13 protein-coding genes are annotated in these 15,747 nt (G+C 70.1%); 6 read left to right on the forward strand and 7 right to left on the reverse strand.

What is annotated here, in order from left to right:
* Positions 1-71: 71 nt before the first annotated feature.
* From OG698_RS26790 to OG698_RS26800, 3 genes are read right to left on the reverse strand one after another with little or no spacing between them, the layout of a single operon-like run.
* Positions 72-2,300 (reverse strand): molybdopterin cofactor-binding domain-containing protein, encoded by a 2,229-nt coding sequence (locus OG698_RS26790; RefSeq protein WP_406105931.1) that lies wholly within the window; start codon positions 2,298-2,300, stop codon positions 72-74.
* Between the two features lie 9 nt (positions 2,301-2,309).
* The gene (locus OG698_RS26795) at positions 2,310-3,293 is read right to left on the reverse strand and encodes an FAD binding domain-containing protein (RefSeq protein ID WP_406105933.1); all 984 of its coding nucleotides are present in this window, start codon (positions 3,291-3,293) and stop codon (positions 2,310-2,312) included.
* Positions 3,290-3,859 (reverse strand): 2Fe-2S iron-sulfur cluster-binding protein, encoded by a 570-nt coding sequence (locus tag OG698_RS26800; RefSeq protein ID WP_406105934.1) that lies wholly within the window; start codon positions 3,857-3,859, stop codon positions 3,290-3,292. The genes OG698_RS26795 and OG698_RS26800 overlap by 4 nt, the downstream gene beginning before the upstream one ends.
* Before the next feature lie 406 nt (positions 3,860-4,265).
* On the opposite strand from OG698_RS26800, the gene OG698_RS26805 reads away from it, so the two are divergent.
* A complete protein-coding gene (locus OG698_RS26805) occupies positions 4,266-5,987 on the forward strand; it encodes a class I adenylate-forming enzyme family protein (protein ID WP_406105935.1) in 1,722 nt (573 codons plus the stop codon).
* A gap of 6 nt (positions 5,988-5,993) precedes the next feature.
* Here OG698_RS26805 and OG698_RS26810 read toward each other — a convergent pair whose 3' ends face one another.
* A complete protein-coding gene (locus OG698_RS26810) occupies positions 5,994-7,271 on the reverse strand; it encodes a M6 family metalloprotease domain-containing protein (protein ID WP_406105936.1) in 1,278 nt (425 codons plus the stop codon).
* 264 nt (positions 7,272-7,535) lie between these two features.
* On the opposite strand from OG698_RS26810, the gene OG698_RS26815 reads away from it, so the two are divergent.
* Entirely contained in the window at positions 7,536-8,207 is a 672-nt protein-coding gene (locus OG698_RS26815; protein ID WP_384245097.1) for a TetR/AcrR family transcriptional regulator, read from the forward strand.
* 129 nt (positions 8,208-8,336) lie between these two features.
* Complete coding sequence (locus tag OG698_RS26820; RefSeq protein WP_406105937.1) at positions 8,337-9,845, forward strand: MFS transporter; 1,509 nt, start codon at positions 8,337-8,339, stop codon at positions 9,843-9,845.
* Positions 9,846-9,876: 31 nt separating this feature from the next.
* Here the strand turns inward: OG698_RS26820 and OG698_RS26825 are convergent, their stop codons facing one another.
* Positions 9,877-10,389, reverse strand: a complete 513-nt coding sequence (locus OG698_RS26825) for a MarR family winged helix-turn-helix transcriptional regulator (protein ID WP_399977495.1) — start codon at positions 10,387-10,389, stop codon at positions 9,877-9,879.
* A 113-nt stretch (positions 10,390-10,502) separates the two neighbouring features.
* Here OG698_RS26825 and OG698_RS26830 point away from each other — a divergent pair, with 113 nt between their 5' ends.
* Positions 10,503-11,264: a dioxygenase gene (locus tag OG698_RS26830; protein WP_406111298.1), complete on the forward strand. Its 762-nt coding sequence runs from the start codon at positions 10,503-10,505 to the stop codon at positions 11,262-11,264.
* 11 nt (positions 11,265-11,275) lie between these two features.
* Here the strand turns inward: OG698_RS26830 and OG698_RS26835 are convergent, their stop codons facing one another.
* Positions 11,276-11,803 carry a GNAT family N-acetyltransferase gene (locus OG698_RS26835; protein WP_399977499.1) on the reverse strand — a complete coding sequence of 176 codons (528 nt, stop codon included), beginning with the start codon at positions 11,801-11,803 and terminating at the stop codon, positions 11,276-11,278.
* A gap of 202 nt (positions 11,804-12,005) precedes the next feature.
* Between OG698_RS26835 and OG698_RS26840 the strand changes: the two genes are divergently transcribed.
* Positions 12,006-13,010 (forward strand): RNA polymerase sigma factor RpoD/SigA, encoded by a 1,005-nt coding sequence (locus OG698_RS26840; RefSeq protein WP_100596094.1) that lies wholly within the window; start codon positions 12,006-12,008, stop codon positions 13,008-13,010.
* Positions 13,011-13,052: 42 nt separating this feature from the next.
* Here the strand turns inward: OG698_RS26840 and OG698_RS26845 are convergent, their stop codons facing one another.
* A complete protein-coding gene (locus OG698_RS26845) occupies positions 13,053-14,048 on the reverse strand; it encodes a helix-turn-helix transcriptional regulator (protein WP_406105938.1) in 996 nt (331 codons plus the stop codon).
* Between the two features lie 153 nt (positions 14,049-14,201).
* Here OG698_RS26845 and OG698_RS26850 point away from each other — a divergent pair, with 153 nt between their 5' ends.
* Positions 14,202-15,704, forward strand: a complete 1,503-nt coding sequence (locus OG698_RS26850; protein ID WP_406105940.1) for an MFS transporter — start codon at positions 14,202-14,204, stop codon at positions 15,702-15,704.
* Positions 15,705-15,747: the final 43 nt, after the last annotated feature.

Genomic DNA, 15,747 nt, shown 5'->3' on the forward strand with positions numbered 1-15,747 from the left:
GTGCTCGGTGCGGTCCCGGTTTCGCCGGCTCGCGCCCACTGGCCGGCGAAACCGGCACCGTTGTCACGGATTCAGGTATCCATCAGTGGCAGACCGGGCAGCACCTTCTCGATGGTGATGGGGAAGTCGCGCACACGCACGCCGGTGGCGTTGAACACCGCGTTCGCGATCGACGCACCGGCCCCGCAGATGCCCAGCTCGCCGACGCCCTTCGCGCCCAGGACATTGGCCTTGTCGTCGTACCCGTCAAGGACGACCGCGTCGACGTCGGGGACGTCGGCGTGCACCGGCACCAGGTATTGCGCGAAGTCCCGGTTGACGAAGGCGCCGGATCGCAGGTCGACCACGGCCTCTTCTTCGAGCGCCGCGCCGGCTCCCCAGATCATGCCGCCCATCAGCTGCGAGCGAGCCGTCTTCGCGTTGAGCACGCGGCCCACCGAGAACACGCCGAGCATCCGCCGCAGACGGATCTCGGCGGTGTCCGCGTCGACCCCCACTTCAGCGAAATGGGCCCCGTAGGTGTTGATCGAGTAGTCCGTGTAGTTCGGATCATCGCCCATGAAGCGGGTACCGCCCTCCGCCTCGAACCCTTCCGGACGGTTGCGCGCGACGATCTCGCTCAGCGCCTCGGACGCTCCGCCGACAACCACGTTGCCGTCCGAGAACACGGCGTCTGCCGGGTCCAGGCCATGCAACGGCGAGCTCGTGTCGCCGCGCGCCGCGGCCAGGAGCTGCTCGCGCAGGGCCATACACGCACCATGCACCGCATTGCTCGAGCTGGCGGCGCCCCACGAGCCGCCGGACCCCCAGCTGGTGGGAAACTCGGAACGCCCGAGCTCGATCCGCACCCGATCGGGCGGCAGTCCGAGCCCCTCGGCCGCGACCTGGGTCAGGACGGTGTACGTGCCCGTGCCGAGGTCGGTCATGTCCGACTGGACGACGGCGGTGCCGTCGGCCTCCAACCGCACGCGCACCGCTGTCGGCCCTTGGAAGTGCCCACGGATGGCGGCCGACATGCCGTAGCCCACCAACCACCGCCCGTCGCGCACGCTCGCCGGACTGGCGGGGCGGTGCTCCCAGCCGAACCGGCGCGCGCCTTCGCGCAGGCAGTCGACCAGGTGCCGGTCGCTGTACGGCACGTCTCGCTCGGGATCGACGGTGGGCTCGTTGAGGATCCGCAGCTCGACGGGGTCCATCCCGAGCGCATGCGCCAGCTCGTCCATCGCCGACTCGACCGCCAGCATGCCCGGCGCCTCGCCCGGCGCGCGTACGTCCGTCCCGGGCGGCAGATCGAGCGGCGCCAGCCGGTGGCTGGTCAACCGGTGGGGCGCGGCGTAGAGGCTGCGGGTCGTGGCGGCGGTCTGCTCGGCGTACTCCACGTCGGGGTTGGTGTGCATGGTGACGTCATGGGCGATCGCGGTCAGCTGTCCGTCCTGCTCCGCGCCCAGTCGAACCCGCTGGCTGGATGTGGGGCGGTTGCCGACGAGCTGGAAGATCTGCTGCCTGGTCATCGCGACCTTGACCGGTTGGCGCAGCTCGCGAGCGGCGAGCGCGGCCAGGATCGTCTCGGAATGGATGCCCAGCTTGGAGCCGAATCCCCCGCCGACGAAGGGGGTGACGACGTGGACCCGCTCCGGGTCGATCCGAAGCGTGGCGGCGACCGAGGCCCGCGCCGCGTCGACGATCTGGCAGCTGACATAGACGGTCAGGTCCTCGTCTCGCGGTTCCGCCAGACACGCGTGCGGTTCCATCGGCATCGAGAGCTCGTACGGCGTCGTGTACTGCTGGTCGACCTTGACCGCCGCGCTGTCGAACCCGGCATCGAAATCACCGACCGCGGTGTCGGTGGGGAGACCGGCGTTCACCACCTTCGGGATGTACACCTCGTCTTCCTGCTCGGCGAAGTTGAAACGTCCCCGCCCGCCGGTGTACTCGACTTCGACCAGATCGGCCGCCGCTCGGGCCTGCTCGAAGGTCGTGGCGACGACGAGTGCCACCGGCTCGCCGTAGTAGTGGATGTCGGGGCCGGTCAGCACCGGCTGGGCGCGCCAGTATTCGAAAGGAATGGACTCATCACGGACACCCTGCGTGGGGGCATTGTGATGGGTCATCACCATCTTTACGCCGGGTGCGCGTTCGGCGCTCTCGGTGTCGATCCGGGTGATGCGGCCTTTGCCGATCGTCGCGCCCACGATGAACCCGTAGAGAGGTTGGCCGGCCCCCCACTGCTCGTAGGCGTAGGTGGCCCGGCCTGCGACCTTCAACGGGCCGTCGACGCGGTTCAGAGCTTGCCCGATCATTTCGTCTCCTCAGCTCGCCCGGGCCGCTTGCGCCAGCGTGCGGCACAGCGTGCGCCTGGCCAGCTCGATCTTGAAGTCGTTGTGCCCCTGCCCCACGGCGTCGCGCATCGCGGCCTCGGCGGCGGCGCGATAGGTGGCCATCGTGGCGGGACGGCCGGTCAACGCGGCCTCCGCCTCGATGGACCGCCAGGGCTTGTGCGCCACACCGCCGAAAGCCACCCGCGCCTCGCTGATCGCTCCCTGATCGGTCGAGACGACAGCCGCCACGGAGACCAGCGCGAACTCGTACGACGCCCGGTCCCGCACCTTGCGGTAGATCTGCCGGCCCGACGGGGGCGGGGGCAGGAGCACGCTCGTGATCATCTCGCCAGGACGCAGCACGGTCTCGATGTGCGGCGTGTGGCCCGGCAGCCGGTAGAAGTCTGCGATGGCGACGCGGCGTACCGACCCGTCGGCGTCGAGCAGTTCGATCTCCGCCTCCAGCGCGGTCATCGCGACGGCCATGTCCGAGGGGTGGGTGGCGATGCAGGAGGCATCGGCGCCGAGGATCGCGTGAATCCGGTTGAATCCGCCGATCGCCGAGCATCCGGAACCGGGATTCCGTTTGTTGCAGCCCGCAGCCGTGTCGTAGAAGTAGGGGCAGCGAGTGCGCTGCAACAGGTTTCCCCCGGTGGACGCCTTGTTGCGCAGCTGGCCCGAGGCTCCGGCCACCAGTGCCTCCGACAGCACCGGGTAGCGGGTACGCACTCGGGAGTCGGCGGCCACATCGGAATTCGCCGCCTGGGCCCCGATACGCAGTCCGCCGTCCGGGAGCTCCTCGATGTCCCGCAACGGAAGCCGACTGATGTCGACCAGGTGGCTGGGCTTCTCGATGTCGAGCTTCATCAGGTCGAGCAGATTGGTGCCGCCGCTGATGAACTTCGCGCCGGTTCTGGACACCGCTGCGACGGCGGCCTGTGCGTCCGTCGCCCGCTCGTACGTGAAGGATCTCATTCCGGGTCTCCCACAGCGATGCCACGGATGGCCGCGACGATGTTCGGATAGGCGGCGCACCGACAGATGTTGCCGCTCATCCGCTCGCGGATCTCCTCATCGGTCAACGCGATCCGCGTCGAGGTCACGTCAGCGGTGGCGTGGCTGGGCCAGCCCGCCTCCACCTCGGCGATCATGCCGACAGCCGAACAGATCTGGCCGGGAGTGCAGTAGCCACATTGGAAGCCGTCACGCTCGACGAAGGCACGTTGCATGGGGTGCAGGCCATCGGGATCGCCCAGGCCTTCGATCGTCACGATCTCGTCGTCCTCATGCATCACGGCGAGCGTCAAACAGGAGTTGACGCGCCGGCCGTTGATCAGCACCGTGCAGGCGCCGCACTGCCCGTGATCACACCCCTTCTTGGTCCCGCTCAGGCGCAGGTGCTCGCGCAGCGCGTCGAGCAGCGAGGTCCGAGGATCCACCTCAAGCCGTCGCACCTGATCGTTGACATTCAACTCGATCGCCGAGAGCTGGGCCGTCTCGCCCTGGCTCCGCCCTGCGGCGCCCGTATCCAAATCACTCACCACAGCCCGCCTTCCTCGCTGGGTGCGGGTGTCACCCTGGATATGCGTCGCCCCTGTGGGGCGCACTTCTCCTCAAGATCTCGCAGAAACCGATGCACCGCGCGTCGGAAGGCGCTCAACCGCGACCGCCTCACTCGACCGGGCGCTTCCGCGCGGCAGCCCGGCGCACATCCCGCGCAGCCACTCCGCGGACCGGCGCGGGGCGGCGAAGACGGGCCGGCGGCGTGTCCGTGCAGGAGGTCTCGGGGAAATCCTGGGGAAGCCCCTGTGGCACGCGCCACCGGCGACGTAGCGTCCGTAACGCTTGTAGATCGGGAACGAAGGCCAGTAGATCGGGAACGAAGGCCAGTAGATCGTGAACGAACGCCTGTAGATCGTGTTCGGCCAGTTGGAAGGGGCCTTGTCCATGGAGCCGCAATCAGCCGACCCCGTCGTCGACCTGCTCACCTCGCCCGGTGCCCCCTTCGCCGTCGTGCGGAGCGAGAGCGGTGAGCTCGAGTACGCCGACGGGCCGCGGACCCTGCGTGAATTCGTCGAGACGACCTGGGCCTTCGGGGATACGCCCTTTCTGATCGCCGGGAGTGGGCGGCTCAGCTACGGGGAGTTCTTCGCCGAGGCCTGCGCGCTCGCCCGTCGGTTCGTCGACGTGTACGGGCTGCGGCCCGGTGACCGTGCGGTGGTCGCCATGCGCAACCACCCCGAGTGGCAAATCGCCTTCTGGGCCGCCCAGTTGGCGGGCCTCGTCGCCGTTCCGCTCAATGCCTGGTGGACCGCCGACGAGTTCACGTACGCCCTCGACGACTGTGAGCCGGGCGTGCTCCTCGTCGACGGCGAGCGGCTGGAGCGCGTCGAGCCGTGGCTGGCCCGGAAGGGTGGGCCGCGGCCTTGGACCCTTGTCTTCCACCATGACGGCGACCTCCCCGACGACCGCTTCGAGCGGTACGAGGACCTGCCCGCCGCCGATCCCTCGCTCGGGCCGCCCGATGTCGACGTTCAGCCCGACGACGACGCCACCATCATTTACACCTCCGGGACCACCGGGCGGCCCAAGGGCGCCGTCGCCACGCACCGCGCGCATGTCGGGGCGATCGCCAACCCCCGCTATTTCGCGGCCGTTTCGGCCTTGCGGCGCGGGCAGATTCCCGGGCAGGGGCCCACGCCCGTCGCGCTGCTCACCTTCCCCTTCTTCCATGTCGCCGCGTTCACCGGCTTCTACGCGGCGATGGCGGCCGGCGGCACCCTCGTCCTGCTGCGCAAGTGGGACGCGGCCAAGGCGCTCCAGGCGATCGGGGAGCACGGGATCACCAACTACGGCGGTGTGCCGGCGACCGCGCTGCAACTGCTCGACGCCGCCGAGGCCGCGGGTGACGACATGCCGACGCTCGCCATGTTCAACACCGGAGGCGCCGCCGCGCCGCCCGACCTCGTGGCCCGGCTCACCGCCCGGTTCGGGGAGCGCGTGGAGCCCCGTAACGGATACGGGCTGACCGAGACGCTCGGCGGCGTCACCGCCAACTTCGGCGCGGAGTACCGGGCCCACCCGGAGAGCGTGGGCAGGCCCGCGCCTGCCGTGGAGGTGCGGATCGCCGGGCCCGGCGGCGAGGCTGGCGCCGACGGTGAGGTGGGGGAGCTGTGGCTGCGCGGGCAGTCGGTGATCCGCGGTTACTGGCGCGACGAGGCGGCGACGGCCGCGGCGTTCGCGCCGGGCGGCTGGTTCAGGACCGGGGATCTGGCGACGCTGCGGGACGGGCGGGTCAGCGTGGTCGACCGGATCAAGGACATGGTGATCCGGGGCGGCGAGAACGTGTACTGCGTGGAGGTGGAGGCCGTCCTGCACGACCATCCGGACGTCCTGGACGCGGCGGTGCTCGGTGTGCCGCACCCGGTGCTCGGCGAGGAGGTCGCCGCGGTCGTGCAGGTGCGGCCCGGGTCGGAGCTGGACGCCGACGCGGTCAGGGCACACGTCGCCAAGTCGCTCGCCGCGTTCAAGGTGCCGGCGCACGTGCTCCTGCGGGACGCCCCGCTCCCGCGCAACGCGACCGGCAAGCTCCTCAAGCGGGAGCTGCGCGGACCGGTGGGGGAGGCCGTCCACCCGGCGCCGGGTACCACCCCGGCCGGCTCCGCATAGGCGACGTCACTTCCGCGTGACCAGCACCCGATAGCCGCCCTTCGGATCCGCCCCCGCGACCTTGATCTTCACCCCTGTCTTGGGGTCCTTGAAGGTCTCGCCCGGGGTGAACGCGGCGTCGGAGAGTTCCGCGTGGACGTTCGGGCTGCGGGTGCAGCCGCCGCTGTCCTTGGTGGCGTCCTCGACGGTGATCGGGCCGAGGCCGGTGTCGACGTCGGCGTTGACCCGGTAGATGAGGACGCCGGGCCGGCACACCGTCTCGTCGTTGCCCTTGCGCGTGCGGACCTCGATCGCGAACCCCGTCTTCGCGGTGAGCGGTGCGAAGATGAGCTTCGGGCCGCCCTTGAGGCCGAGCGGGGACAGGGCGTGCTCGCTCGTGCCGTGCGCCGACACGCAGGTGACCTGGTTGTCGGCGAGCCAGCCCAGCTTCCACTTGTGCCAGCCGAGGAGGTCGTTGCCGGCGCCCCAGTCCTCGCTCATGATGTCCCAGTGGCCGACGGCGCCGCCGCCGTCCTGGGTGTAGAGGTCGGGCAGGCCGAAGGTGTGGCCGTTCTCGTGGGGCAGTACGCGGTAGCCGGTCTCGGCGTACGAGCCCGAGCCGTCGTCCTGGCGGCTGTACACGAACGACGCGTTGGCGACGTGGACGCCGTCGGCGACCGGCGCCTCGTGGTTGCCGGCGAACGTCACGGACAGCACGGTGTCCAGGGCGGAGGGGCCCGCGTTCGGGGTGACCAGGATGTTGAGCAGGTCGTAGTCGCGGAAGTCCACGTCCGGGTCGGCCTTGGCCACGATGTCGTCGACCAGGTCGCGGTAGCCGGGGTCGAACGGGGCGCCCCGTTCTATCCCGTACTCGGCGAACGTCTTCGGCATGCGCAGCCAGTGCTTGATCGGCGCCTCCGGGCGGTAGTCGAGCTTCCCGTACGAGGCGGTGCGGAACCAGTCCTTGGTCTGCGGGAAGAACTCGCCGAGGCGGTCGAGCGCGGTGCCCTGGCCGGGGGCGTCGGAGAAGTCGACCATGAGGTTCAGGGCGTGGACGGTGCCCGTGGAGCGTGCGTAACCCGGCTGTGTGGGCACGCCTTCCGACATCTGTACGCCCAGTGCGCCCTGGATCATGCAGGGGTTCAGCGCGGCCGGCCGGGAGAGGGACGCGGGGCCCGAGCCGGACGGGGACGGGGACTGTTCCAAGAGGCGGCCCGTACTCGCAGACGTGGTGACGGCGAGGGCCACGGCGGTGAGCCCCGCGAGCCCCGCGCTGCGCCGGGCCCTGCGTATGCGCTGCCGCAATGAGATCGCCTCACCCTCGGTCCCCGGCAGTCCCGGAAGCGGGCTGCGTCCTTCGATCACCCTGTGACGGGGTGTGCCGGGCCGCTCGTTGAGTGCGCCGATCGTGGGGTTTTCGGCAATGTGGCCCAGGTCACACGAATGGCGGGAAATAACCGGGGAGGCCTTCCCCGTTTAGCCCTGTGTCCGCAAGAAACGGGGACTTGCTCCCCGGAACGAGCAGACCTCGGAGAATGACCGCAACGTCCGCCGGAAGGAGCCAGAACCGTGAGTGCCGCAGCCGCCACCACTGCACCCGCGACGGGGAAGCGCGTGCCCAAGCCGCGCGCCGACGCCCTGCGCAACCGGGAGCGGATCGTCGCTGCCGCTCGCGAGATGGTCGTCGAGTTCGGGGCCGAGGTGCCGATCGACGAGATCGCCCGCCGCGCGGGCGTCGGAAACGCCACGGTCTACCGGCACTTCGCGGACCGCGCCGACCTGCTCCGGCACGTCGTCCTCTCCGTCATGGACAGCGTCACCGAACACGCCGAACGGGCGCTCGCCGTCGCGGACGCCGACCCGGACGCCTCCTTCGGAGCGCTGCGCACGTTCGTGCACGCGGCCGCGGACGAGCGGATCGGCGCCCTGTGCCCGATGCTCACGGCCGGCTTCGACAAGGACCATCCCGATCTGCTGGCCGCCCGCGACCGGCTCGAGGCCGGCACCGAGGGCCTCATGGAGCGGGCCCGCGCGGCCGGGCAGCTGCGCACCGACATCGCCGTCGGAGATCTGATGGTCGCCCTCTCCCAGCTCACCAGGCCCCTGCCCGGCATCGCCTGCCTGGACATCGACCGCTTCGTCCACCGCCATCTGCAGCTGTTCCTCGACGGCCTGATGGCACCGGCCCGCTCGGAGCTTCCGGGTGCGCCCGCGACTCTGGAGGACCTCCGGCAGGCCTGATCCGCCCGCGCCCCGCCGCCGTCGGCTCGCCGGCGGAGCCCACAGACATCTTCAGCAGCTTCCGTAACACCCGATATTTCACGCTTATTCGAGACTTGGAGTGCCGTCGTGGCTACCCCTTTGCCAAAAATGGATCTGCCCAAGGCAGACCCCATGCGCTGGAAGGCACTCGTCTTCATCGCGCTCGCCCAGCTGATGGTCGTGCTCGACGCGACCATCGTGAACATCGCCCTGCCGTGGGCCCAGCAGGACCTCGGCATCTCCGACGGAAACAAGCAGTGGGTCATCACGGCCTACGCGCTCGCCTTCGGCGGACTGCTCCTGTTCGGCGGCCGCATCGCCGACATGTGGGGCCGTAAGCGGACCTTCGTCACCGGCCTGCTCGGCTTCGCCTTCGCGTCCGCGCTCGGCGGTGCGGCCCAGGGCGAGGCCATGATGCTCGGCGCCCGCGCCCTCCAGGGCGTGTTCGGCGCGCTGCTCGCGCCCGCCGCGCTCTCCCTGCTCGCGGTGATGTTCACCGACGCCAAGGAGCGCGCCAAGGCGTTCGGCATCTACGGTGCGATCGCCGGTGGCGGTGGCGCCGTCGGCCTGATCCTCGGCGGCTTCCTCACCGAGTACCTGGACTGGCGCTGGACGTTCTTCGTCAACATCCCGTTCGCGATCATCGCGGCCGCGGGTGCCTACTTCGTCATCCGTGAGCCGGCCGGTTCCCGTAACCGCTCGTCGCTCGACATCCCGGGCGTCGTCCTGTCGACCCTCGGCCTGGTCTCCCTGGTCTACGGCTTCACGCGCGCCGAGTCCAACGGCTGGTCCGACGCCATGACGGTCGGCCTGTTCGTGGCCTCCGCCGTGCTGCTGCTCGGGTTCGTCTTCACCGAGTCCAAGGTCCGCTCGCCGCTGCTGCCGCTGCGCGTCCTGCTCGACCGCAACCGCGGCGGCGTCTACATGTCGCTCGGTCTCGCCGTCATCTCGATGTTCGGCCTGTTCCTCTTCCTGACGTACTACCTCCAGGTCGTCCGCGGCTACTCGCCGGTGACCACCGGCTTCGCGTTCCTGCCGATGATCGTCGGCATGATCACGGGCTCCACGCAGATCGGCGCCCGGCTGATGACGCGGGTCCCCCCGCGGCTGCTCATGGGCCCCGGCTTCCTGGTCGCGGCGCTCGGCATGCTGCTCCTGACGCAGCTGGAGATCGACTCCTCGTACCCGTTCCTGATCCTGCCGGCGCAGCTGCTGCTGGGCCTCGGCATGGGTACGGCGTTCATGCCCGCCATGTCCCTGGCCACGCACGGTGTCGAGCCGCGTGACGCCGGTGTCGCCTCCGCGATGGTCAACACCTCGCAGCAGGTCGGCGGCGCGATCGGCACGGCCCTGCTGAACACGATCGCCGCGTCGGCGACCACCGCCTACGTCGCCTCGCACGCGGCCGGCGCCACCAACGCCAAGCTCCTCCAGGCGCAGGCCATGGTGAACGGCTACACCCACGCCATCTGGTGGGCCGTCGGCATCCTGGCCGTGGCGGCCACGATCGCCCTCACCCTCATCAACACGGGTGTCCCGGGCAGCGCCGCCCCGAAGGCCTCCGGTTCCACGGAGGACGCGCAGGACGAGGTGCAGATCCCGGTGATCGCGCACTAACCCCAACCAGCCCCGAAGCAGATTCAGGGCACTACCGGAGCCAGGGGAGATCCGCCCCCGCCTCCTTCGGCTGAAGTCCCTCGGCGACGATCCTCATGATCTCGCCGAGGGACTTCTGCTGTTCCGGGGAGAGCCGGTCGAAGAGCGCCTGCCGCACGGCGGTGACATGGCCGGGCGCCGTCCGCGCCAGGACCTCGTGCCCCTCGTCCGTGAGGCACGCCAGCTGGCCGCGCTTGTCGGACGGGCAGTCCTCGCGGCGCACCCAGCCGTTCTTCTCCAGGCGCGCGATGGCGTGCGAGAGGCGGGAGCGGGTGATCTTCGCGTTCATGGCCAGCTCGGTCATGCGCAGGCGGCGGCGCGGCGCCTCGGAGAGCTGGACGAGCAGCCCGTAGTAGATGTGCGGCATGCCCGCGTCCCGCTGGAGCTGGCGGTCGAGGTGGTCCTCCAGCAGCGTGGTCGCATGGAGATACGCCTGCCAGGTGCGCTGCTCCTCGTCCGTGAGCCAGCGAGGGGCTTGGGTGGGTGCCGTCGTCATGGGGTCCACTGTACGTACCTCCTTCTTGAAGATTAAACAATTGGGCACTACTCTGTCAGTACAGCTTGAGGTTTCAAGTAATTCGTTCCGGGGTCCCGTCGTCCAGGAGTGTCGCCATGCGTATGCCCGCTCTCTACCTCAGCCACGGCGCGCCGCCGCTCGCCGACGACGACCTGTGGACCGGCCAGCTCGCCGCGTGGTCGGCCGAACTGCCGCGCCCCAGGGCCATCCTGATGGTCTCCGCGCACTGGGAGGAGGCCCCGCTCGCCCTCGGCGCCACCGAGACGGTGCCGCTCGTCTACGACTTCTGGGGCTTCCCCGAGCACTACTACCAGGTGCGGTACGAGGCCCCCGGGGCCCCCGAACTGGCCGATTCCGTACGGAAATTGCTGCACGGCCCCGGCATCCCGGTCCAGGACATCCCGGAACGTGGCCTCGACCACGGGGCATACGTCCCGCTCGTCGAGATGTACCCCGGCGCCGACATCCCGGTCCTGCAGATCTCCATGCCGACGCTCGACCCGCAGAAGCTGATGGACATCGGGCGCAAGCTCGCGCCGCTGCGGGACGAGGGGGTCCTGATCGTCGGCTCGGGCTTCTTCACGCACAACCTCGCCGCGCTGCGGCAGGGCGGGGTCCCGGCCTGGTCTGCCGAGTTCGACGACTGGGGGCACCGCGCCCTGGAGAGCGGCGACGTCGACGCCCTGCTCGACTTCACCCGAAAGTCCCCGGCCGGGCAGCTCGCCCACCCGCGCACGGAGCACTTCGCTCCGCTGTTCGTGACGATGGGGGCGGCCGACGCCTTTGGCGGGCTGGATGGGCAGCGGAGCGTCATTGACGGGTTCTGGATGGGGCTGGCCAAGCGGTCGGTGCAGTTCGGCTAGGTGCCGCTCGGTCAGGTGCCGCTGTTGACCGGGCGCTCGTACCAGGCCACGTCCCAGTAGCGGCCGAACTTGCGGCCGACCTCGCGGTACGTGCCCACGTAGGTGAAGCCGAAGCGGGCGTGCAGGCGGGCCGAGGCCTCGTTCGGCTGGGTGATGCCCGCGTACGCGCGGTGGACGTCCTCGCCCGCGAGCGCCTCGAAGAGCGCCTTGTAGAGCAGGGTGCCGATGCCGCGGCCGCCCGCGTCGGGCGCGCAGTAGGCGCTGACCTCCACCGAGGTGTCGTACGCCGCCTTCGGGCGGAAGGGGCCCGAGGTCGCGTAGCCGAGGATGCGGCCGGAATCGCGCTCCTGGGCAACCAGCAGCCGGTGCCGGCCGTCTTCAAGGTGGGAGAGCAGCCACGGACGGCGCTCCTGCGGGGTGAAGGCGGCCGTGTCGAAGGTGATCGGCGTCTCGCGCACATAGTGGTTGTAGAGGTCGGTGAGCGCGTCGAGGTCTGCTTCGACGCCGGGCCTGACCAGCACTTCTGTGGAATCCGTCACCTTGTGGACCTCTCTGTGTCCGGCCGATCGCGGCACAGGGTACTGCATGATCACGAAAATCGATGGGCACCTTGGGAATTCTGTCCGGATTCCAGTCGTTGTTTCCATCGGATGCAGGGCACCCGGGAGGGTGTGCCTGGCACCACAGGACCACAGGACCTGTCCACCGCAGGCCCCCGCCCACCATCGCAAGGGAGCACGCATGGCAACCCGTGCCGTCGCCCGTCGTAAGTCCGCCGCCTCCGGCGAGACCGACGGCGCACGCAGTGTTCGCGCCGTAGGCGGCGAGATCGCCGACCGCGACCTGGTCGGCATGTACCTCGACGAGATCGCGCGTACGCCGCTGCTCGACGCCGCCAAGGAAGTCGAACTTTCCCAGACCATCGAGGCGGGCGTGTACGCCCGGCAGATCCTCGACGGCGAGGCGGAGAGCGAAGCCGCGGGCAAGGCGTCCCGCGAGGAGCTCGAAGCGCTCGTCGCCGCGGGTGAGCGGGCCAAGGACGTCTTCATCAAGTCCAATCTGCGCCTGGTCGTGGCCGTCGCGCGCCGCTACCCGAGGAGCGGTCTCCCGCTCCTCGACCTCATCCAGGAGGGGAACGCGGGCCTGGTGCGCGCGGTCGAGAAGTTCGACTACCGCAAGGGCTTCAAGTTCTCCACGTACGCGACGTGGTGGATCAGGCAGGCCATCACGCGCTCGATAGCCGACCAGTCGCGCACGATCCGGCTCCCCGTCCACCTGGTGGAGGAGCTGGGCCGCATCCGGCGCGTGCAGCGCGAGTTCAACCGGAAGAACGGGCGGGACCCCGAGCCCGAGGAGATCGCCGCCGAGCTCGACTCCAAGCCCGCTCGCGTCGTCGACGTCCTGGACTGGGCCCGCGACCCGGTCTCGCTGAACATGCCGGTGGACGACGAGGGCGATACCCAGTTCGGCGACCTTCTGGAGGACACGTCCGCCGTGTCGCCCGAGCAGTCCGTCCTCACGCTGCTGCGCAGCGAGGAGCTGGACGACCTCATCGGCCGCCTCGACCAGCGCACGGCGTCCATCATCAAGATGCGGTACGGGATCGACGACGGCCGTGAGCGCACGCTCACCGAGGTCGGCAAGGAGCACGGGCTGACGCGCGAGCGGATCCGGCAGATCGAGAAGCACGCGCTTCTCGAGCTCAAGAAGCTGGCCCGGGACACCGGGTTCGATGCCGCCGCGTGAGGTTCCGGGGGCGGCTGCCCCCGGGCCCCGCGTCCCTTGCCCTCAAGCGCCGGACGGGCCGGTTTTCACCGGCCCGTCCGTAGCGCGGGCGAGACGGCTGCTCAACTCCCTGAGATAGTCCGCCAGTTGGTCCGGCCCGTGCACCGTGAACTCACAGTCCACCAGCGCGAGCCGCAGCGCCAGCCACTCCACCGAGTCGGTCGCCGTCGCGCGCAGCCGGCACGTTCCGTCGGGCTGCGCCTCGGGCGCGCCGAGCGCCGAGGGCAGCCGCGCCACCACGAAGTCCGCCGGCGCTTCGAACGTCACATCGATGTCGTACGAGGGTCGGCCGCGCCCCGACATGGAGCGCCGCAGATACTCCGCCGCGTCCCCCGTCGGCAGCTCCCGCGGAGCGAACCGCGCACCCGTGGCGAACGGCTCCGCGACCCGGTCCACGCGGAAGGTGCGCCAGTCGTCCCGGTCTATGTCGTACGCCACCAGATACCAGCGCCGCCCCGTCGACACCATCCGGTACGGCTCCGTCAGACGGCGTGACTCCGTGCCGTCGCCCGAGCGGTAGCGAAACCTCAGCCGCTCCTGCCCCGCCGTCGCCGACGCGAGGACCGTGAGCGTGTCCGTCGCGATGGACGCCCCGTCCCCGCCGGTCAGCGGCATCGTGGCGGCCTGGAGCGTGGAGACCCGGTGCCGCAGGCGCGAGGGCAGCACCTGCTCCAGCTTGGCGAGGGCCCGTACGGACGCCTCCTCCACGCCCTCGACGGCGTGCCCCGCCCCGGCCCGCAGACCGACCGCGATCGCCACCGCCTCCTCGTCGTCCAGGACCAGCGGCGGCAGCGCCTTGCCCGCGACCAGGCGGTAGCCGCCCTCCGCGCCCATCGACGCCTGCACGGGATAGCCGAGATCACGCAGCCGGTCGACGTCCCGGCGCACCGTGCGCCGCGAGACGCTCAGGCGCGCGGCGAGCTCGCCGCCGGGCCACTCGCGCGGGGTCTGGAGCAGGGAGAGCAGTTGAAGCAGCCGGGCCGGGGTGTCGGTGGTCATGGTGCGTCCCCTCTCGTTCGCGTCCCGTTATCGTGTCCGTCCCGTTCGCGGCGCCCTCGCTCGTGGCTTTCGCGGCGCATTCGTTATCGGGAGATTCCAGGGTGCGCGCCATATAGGACACAGCCTGACCTACATGCCTCCTAGTCTCCCCGTATGACTTCACCCGTGACCACCCCCGACAGGCGACGCTGGTTCGCCCTGGCCATCGTGATGACTGCCGCCTTCATGGACCTGGTCGACGTCACGATCGTCAACATCGCGATCCCGTCCATCCAGCGCGACGCGGGCGCCACCGTGAGCCAGGTCCAGTGGATCACCGCCGGCTACGCGCTGGCGTTCGCCGCGGGCCTGATCACCGGCGGGCGGCTCGGCGACATCTACGGCCGCAAGCGGCTCTTCCTGATAGGGATCGCCGGCTTCACGCTCGCCTCGGCGCTCTGCGGCTTCGCCGCGAACCCCGAGATGCTGGTCGCCTCGCGCATCCTCCAGGGCGGCATGGCCGCGATGATGGTGCCGCAGGTCCTGTCGATCGTGCACGCCACGTTCCCTGCGGAGGAGCGCGGCAAGGTCTTCGGCCTCTTCGGCATGATCGTCGGCCTGGGCGCGGTCTCGGGCCCACTGCTCGGCGCGCTGCTCACCGAGTGGAACCTGTTCGGTCTCGAATGGCGCCCGATCTTCCTGATCAACCTGCCGGTCGGCATCGCCGGACTGCTCCTCGGCCGCAGGTTCATCAGCGAGTCCAAGGCGCCCCGCGCCCTCAAGCTCGACCTCGTCGGCGTCGTGCTGGTCACGCTCGGCCTGCTCATGCTGATCTACCCGCTTACGCGTGGCCGCGAGCTGGGCTGGCCCGTGTGGGGCCACGTCGTGATGGGCTCCAGCGTCCTCGTCTTCGGCGCGCTCGTCGCGTACGAGAAGTACAAGACGCGGCGCGACGGTTCGCCGCTGGTCGAGCTGTCGCTGTTCAAGGTGAAGAGCTTCGCTGCCGGTATCGCCGTGCAGGTCGTCTTCGGTGTCGCGCTCGGCGTGTTCTTCCTGGTGTGGACGATGTACATGCAGGTCGGCCTCGGGTGGACGGCGCTGCACGCGGGCCTGACCGGCGTGCCGTTCTCCATCGCCGTGTCGGCGGCGGCCGGAATCTCCGTACAGAAGCTCGTGCCGAGGTTCGGGCGCAAGGTGCTCCAGGCCGGCGCGCTGGCGATGATGACCGGGGTGCTGCTCTACATCTGGGAGGCCGGGCGTTACGGCACCGGGATCATGTCCTGGCAGATGGCGCTGCCGCTCGTCGTGATGGGCGTCGGCATGGGCCTCATCGTCGCCCCGCTGACCGACGCGGTGCTCTCCGGCGTGCCGCGCGAGCACGCCGGTTCGGCGTCCGGGCTGATCAACACCACGCAGCAGATGGGTACGGCGCTCGGGCTCGGCCTGGTCGCCGTGGTGTTCTTCGGGACGATCGACGACCACCTCGTGCCGGCCGAGGTCGGCCAGGCGTTCATCGACGCGTTCCGCAACTCGCTCTGGTACGTCACCGGCGTGCTCGCCGTGATCTTCCTGCTGATGTTCGCGCTGCCGGGGCGGCCCGCGCAGCACGTCGAGGGGGGCGCGCAGGACGCGGACCCGGCGGCCGGACCGGTGGAGAAGGCGCCGGAACTGGTGTAGTTCCCGCGGGACTTCGAGTGGGCGGGCCCCCGCGCTGCGGCGC

Source organism: Streptomyces sp. NBC_01003, from assembly GCF_045162695.1.
In the GTDB taxonomy this organism is placed as follows: Bacteria; Actinomycetota; Actinomycetes; order Streptomycetales; family Streptomycetaceae; genus Streptomyces.

Excerpts from the sequence above, each read along its gene's own strand:
- OG698_RS26795 (WP_406105933.1), bottom strand. The coding sequence starts at position 3,293 with ATGAGATCCTTCACGTACGAGCGGGCGACGGACGCACAGGCCGCCGTC.
- OG698_RS26790 (WP_406105931.1), bottom strand. The coding sequence starts at position 2,300 with ATGATCGGGCAAGCTCTGAACCGCGTCGACGGCCCGTTGAAGGTCGCA.
- OG698_RS26840 (WP_100596094.1), top strand. The coding sequence starts at position 12,006 with ATGGCAACCCGTGCCGTCGCCCGTCGTAAGTCCGCCGCCTCCGGCGAG.
- OG698_RS26830 (WP_406111298.1), top strand. The coding sequence starts at position 10,503 with ATGCCCGCTCTCTACCTCAGCCACGGCGCGCCGCCGCTCGCCGACGAC.
- OG698_RS26845 (WP_406105938.1), bottom strand. The coding sequence starts at position 14,048 with ATGACCACCGACACCCCGGCCCGGCTGCTTCAACTGCTCTCCCTGCTC.
- OG698_RS26850 (WP_406105940.1), top strand. The coding sequence starts at position 14,202 with ATGACTTCACCCGTGACCACCCCCGACAGGCGACGCTGGTTCGCCCTG.
- OG698_RS26820 (WP_406105937.1), top strand. The coding sequence starts at position 8,337 with ATGGATCTGCCCAAGGCAGACCCCATGCGCTGGAAGGCACTCGTCTTC.
- OG698_RS26805 (WP_406105935.1), top strand. The coding sequence starts at position 4,266 with ATGGAGCCGCAATCAGCCGACCCCGTCGTCGACCTGCTCACCTCGCCC.